This window comes from Flavonifractor sp. An112 (assembly GCF_904377885.1).
GTDB classification, from domain to species: Bacteria; Bacillota; Clostridia; order Oscillospirales; family Oscillospiraceae; genus Flavonifractor; species Flavonifractor avicola.
The window spans coordinates 1-4,428 of record NZ_CAJFGT010000116.1 but is presented as its reverse complement, the minus strand read 5'-3'; the positions used below and the strand labels follow the sequence as shown (position 1 = coordinate 4,428).

The following is a 4,428-nucleotide window of genomic DNA, read 5'->3' as shown; positions in this document are numbered from 1 at the left end:
CGAAGCTTGGTATCGCGCTTGGTTCGGGTCCAAGAGGCCGTGGGTTCAAATCCCGCCACTCGGACCATGCGGAGTGTCCTTATAGGATCTGAGTATCCTGCAAAGGCACTCCGCATTTTATTTACATCCATAGCAACACAAAACGCTAGATTGTGTGGAGGGCTTACCATAATGTCAGAGCATTATGAGCAGCTCCCCCACCACCGAGAATTCTCCTTGACAATTTGTTTCTTCTATTGTATCATGTTACAAGTAATTTGGAATAAATTATGCGCTAGTGTGGCTCAGAGGTAGAGCAGCTCACTCGTAATGAGCAGGCCGTGGGTTCGATTCCCACCACTAGCTCCAAAAAAGGCACGACATATGTCGTGCCTTTTTTGTTATTTTCCGGCGTTCTTGGTGCCCTCGCTGTCAAAGCGCCCGGCGCAGCTTCAGAATAGTTAGATTAATCTCTCCATCCACCGCATCTCCAGAGCCGGAATAGGTCAACGTAAACGTTGTGGCTGCTGGCGCCCGCAGAATAAGAAAGCTCGAGCCTGCCGCACTCCCACCGGCTGTACTGACAGCAAAATAGATCCCTGTCTCCAAATGGGTGGTACCGTTATAAGATGGCGTTACCTGCATATAGTTGGCCTGCCGAAAAACCGCTGATACCTTATAAGAAATCAAATAATAGCCAGGTTCCAGCGCAATAACCGTGGGACTGGCCTGGGTGATCTGCCCGGTTGGATCTGTCACATCCGGAAACACCACCAACTGACTCCCTCGAACAAGCGGATACTGATAATTTACATACGACGCAAACACATCATCTGGAGCGGTGCCGGCAGATCCAGTAGGGCCTGTGGGACCCGTGGGACCTTCTCCCCCCGCAGGGCCAGTTGGCCCCTGCGCTCCCGTCGGCCCTGTGGGGCCGGTGCTGCCCACCGCTCCTGTTGGGCCCATGGGACCCGTTGCTCCTGTTCCTGCAGGGCCTGTGGGGCCTGTTGGGCCGACAGGGCCCGTATCACCCGCTGCCCCTGTGGGACCTGTTGGGCCTGTAGAACCGGCTCCATCGGCCCCTGCAGGGCCTGTAGGACCTACTGGGCCAATACTGCCAGTCGCCCCTGTGGGACCCGTAGGGCCTGTTGGACCGGTACTGCCCACTGTCCCCGCCGGACCCATGGGACCTGTTGGGCCGGCATTGCCCGTTGCTCCTGTGGGGCCTGTGGGACCAGCACCGCCTGTTGCCCCTGTAGGGCCGGTAGGTCCCTGCCAGATACAGCAGGGCGGTCCGCTCAGGCGAAGCGGGTCCGGATTATAATATCGATACTGCTCGTTTTCCCATCGCCGCACGGCCGCTCCCTCGTCTCTCTTCATCCTATTCTCTCCCCTGGCCGCTGGTGCTGTCGGCAAAGAAAAACCGGCCCCTGCCGCAGCTGCGGCAGGGGCCGGTTCTGTCTGCTGGAGATCAATACAGCAGGTTCTTCTCAGTCTGAGGATCAAACAGGTGAATGAGCTCAGGACGGAACGCAAAGTTGATGGCGGTACCATAGGGGATACCGGCACGATGCTCCTCAGGCAGCTCGGTGGTGGGAATACGCAGCACCACGTCCTTGCCGGCGGCGCTCACATGGAGGTACACCTCGCTGCCCATCATCTCGGACACATCCACCGTGCTGGACACGGTGTGAGGACCGGCCACAGGGGCAAAAGAGATGTGCTCGGGACGGATACCGGCCACCACATCCATGTCGCCCACACCCTTCTCGGTGAGGATCTTCTGGGCCTTGTCAGCCAGCTCAATCACAGCGTCGGCCACGGCGATCTGATACTTGCCGTCCTTCTTCTGCAGCTTGGCATCGAAGAAGTTCATCTGGGGAGAGCCGATGAAGCCGGCCACAAACAGGTTGGCGGGACGATCGAACACTTCCTGAGGAGTACCGATCTGCTGAATGAAGCCATCCTTCATGATGACGATACGGTCGCCCAGGGTCATAGCCTCGGTCTGATCGTGAGTCACGTAGATGAAGGTGGTGTTGATGCGCTGGCGCAGCTTGATGATCTCGGCGCGCATCTGGTTACGCAGCTTGGCGTCCAGGTTGGACAGAGGTTCGTCCATCAGGAACACCTGAGGATCGCGGACGATGGCGCGGCCGATGGCCACACGCTGACGCTGGCCGCCGGACAGAGCCTTGGGCTTACGATCCAGGTACTGGGTGATATCCAGGATGGCAGCAGCCTCACGCACCTTCTTGTCGATCTCCTCCTTGGGTACCTTGCGCAGCTTCAGGGCAAAGGCCATGTTCTCATACACGGTCATGTGGGGATAGAGCGCGTAGCTCTGGAACACCATGGCGATATCGCGGTCCTTGGGCTCCACATCGTTCATCCGCTTGCCGCCGATGAGCAGATCGCCCTCGGAGATATCCTCCAGGCCGGCCACCATCCGCAGAGTGGTGGACTTGCCGCAGCCGGAAGGACCGACCAGCACGATGAACTCCTTATCCGCGATCTCCAGATTGAAGTCGTGGACAGCGGTCACCTTGTTGTCATAGATCTTCTTGACGCCTTTCAGAACTACAGTTGCCATATACATGGACCGTAAGGGCAATGCCTCCGCAAATACCCTCTCGCCCCGGGAGAGCGAAACTCCCGAAACGTTACGACAGGTCTCCACACTGCCGCACCGCCGGTCCGGCGGATTTTCCTCCTTTTTTTCGACTCTTCCGGCCTATAGGAATGGAGTAGGACCGGAAGGCCTGTATTTGGGGGTGCGCTCTATTCAGCCGCGGACTAATTCGCCGCGGAAGAATACATCTTTCAGTTCCAGATTCTCATCCAGAACAACCACATTGGCCCGCTTGCCGGGCTCCAGGCTGCCGGCCCGGCTGAAAATGCCGATGGCCTTGGCAGGGTTGACCGCAGCAGCCCGCACGGCATCCGCCAGAGGGATGCCAAAAGACACGGCGGTCTTCATACAATTCATCAGATCGGTAACAGAACCGGCCAGGGTGCCGTCCTCCAGGGTAGCATACTTGCCCTTTACCTTGACGGCCTGGCCGCCCAGAGTATAATCGCCGTCAGGCATACCGGCGGCCCGCATGGTATCGGAAATCAGGATGACACGCTTGGCGCCGAACATCTTGAACACCGCCCGCACCACAGAGGGATGGATGTGAACGCCATCACAGATCAATTCCACATTGCACAGCGGAGTGTCCAGAGCCGCGCCCACCACACCGGGAGCCCGGTGGGTAAAGGCCGGCATGGCGTTAAACAGGTGGGTCACCTGCCGGGCGCCCAGCCGGAAGGCTTCCATAGCAGTGTCATAGTCTGCAGTGGTGTGGGCCAGGGAGATGGTAACCTCACTCTCCATAGCCTCGATAAACTCCATGGCACCGGGCTCCTCGGGAGCCAGGGACACCAGTTTTACCAGGCCCTGAGAGGCAGCAATAAGACGGCGCAGCATATCCACATCAGGGGCATGGAGCCAATCGCCGTTCTGCGCGCCCTTCTTGGCCATGGAGAGGAAGGGCCCCTCCAGGTTAATGCCGCACAGGGCAGCGCCGGGCTTGTCGGCAGCTTTATGGGCGGCCGCCACCTGGCAGACCTTGGTGAGCTGATCCTCCAGCAGAGTCATGCCGGCGGGGCAGATCTGGGTCACGCCCCGGGACAGCTCATACTGGGCCATGATCTCCAGTCCCTCGGGATCAGCATCAGAGAAGTCGTGGCCTTTACAGCCATGAAAATGTACATCGGTCAGACCGGGGATCACATAGCAGCCGGTGGCATCATAGGTCTTGCCATCGCTGCTGGAGTTGGAAAGAAGCCGGCCGTCAAAGCAGACGTCCCGCTTGACAAATCCCTCCTGCAGGTCAAAAACCTGGCCGCCGGTTATCCGCATACGGGAACACCTGCTTCCACAAGCTTATGGAGGGCAGCCTTATCGCCCACCAGGGTTACGTCGGGATGGAGCTGGAGCACGGAAGCAGGCACGTCCTTGGTGACGGGGCCGGTAAAGGCCTCCTTCACGATGTCGGCCTTCTCCTCGCCGCTGACGATAATCAGGATGCGGCGGGCATTCATGATGTTCTTGATGCCCATGCTCAGAGCGTGGCGGGGCACCTCGTCCCGGCTCTCAAAGAAGCGCTTGTTGGCCTCGATGGTGCTCTCGGTCAGGTCCACCAGATGAGTCTCCAGGCCGAAGTCGTCGCCCGGCTCGTTGAAGGCAATGTGGCCGTTATGGCCCATACCCAGCAGCTGCAGGTCAATGCCGCCCAGATCCCGGATCAGCTTGTTGTAAGCCTCGCACTCGGCCTCGGGGTTCTTGGCCAGGCCGTTAAGCACATGGGTGTTCTCCGGCTTGATATCAATGTGGTCGAACAGGTTATCCTGCATAAAATAGCGGTAGCTCTGCTCATGGTGGGGAGAAAGGCCCAGGTACTC

The 4,428-nt window shown here is 58.7% G+C and carries 4 protein-coding genes and 1 tRNA gene; 1 reads left to right on the top strand and 4 read right to left on the bottom strand.

The genetic code is table 11. From position 1 onward, the window contains the following. Positions 1 to 273 precede the first annotated feature (273 nt). Positions 274 to 348: transfer RNA gene (locus IHN22_RS12440), tRNA-Thr, on the top strand. 63 nt (positions 349 to 411) lie between these two features. Here IHN22_RS12440 and IHN22_RS12870 read toward each other — a convergent pair. The 4 genes from IHN22_RS12870 to IHN22_RS12420 all read right to left on the bottom strand — a co-directional run. Beyond that, a complete protein-coding gene (locus IHN22_RS12870) occupies positions 412 to 756 on the bottom strand; it encodes a hypothetical protein (RefSeq protein ID WP_087188306.1) in 345 nt (114 codons plus the stop codon). A gap of 694 nt (positions 757 to 1,450) precedes the next feature. Next, positions 1,451 to 2,572: an ABC transporter ATP-binding protein gene (gene ugpC / locus IHN22_RS12430; RefSeq protein WP_191435676.1), complete on the bottom strand. Its 1,122-nt coding sequence runs from the start codon at positions 2,570 to 2,572 to the stop codon at positions 1,451 to 1,453. A 192-nt stretch (positions 2,573 to 2,764) separates the two neighbouring features. Continuing rightward, complete coding sequence (nagA, locus tag IHN22_RS12425; RefSeq protein ID WP_087271982.1) at positions 2,765 to 3,886, bottom strand: N-acetylglucosamine-6-phosphate deacetylase; 1,122 nt, start codon at positions 3,884 to 3,886, stop codon at positions 2,765 to 2,767. Next, a partial coding sequence (locus IHN22_RS12420; RefSeq protein WP_191435675.1) for a glucosamine-6-phosphate deaminase occupies positions 3,877 to 4,428 on the bottom strand: 552 nt, incomplete at its 5' end. The genes nagA and IHN22_RS12420, both read right to left, overlap by 10 nt.

Coding starts and splice junctions, on each gene's coding strand:
- ugpC (WP_191435676.1), bottom strand. CDS start 2,572: ATGGCAACTGTAGTTCTGAAAGGCGTCAAGAAGATCTATGACAACAAG.
- nagA (WP_087271982.1), bottom strand. CDS start 3,886: ATGCGGATAACCGGCGGCCAGGTTTTTGACCTGCAGGAGGGATTTGTC.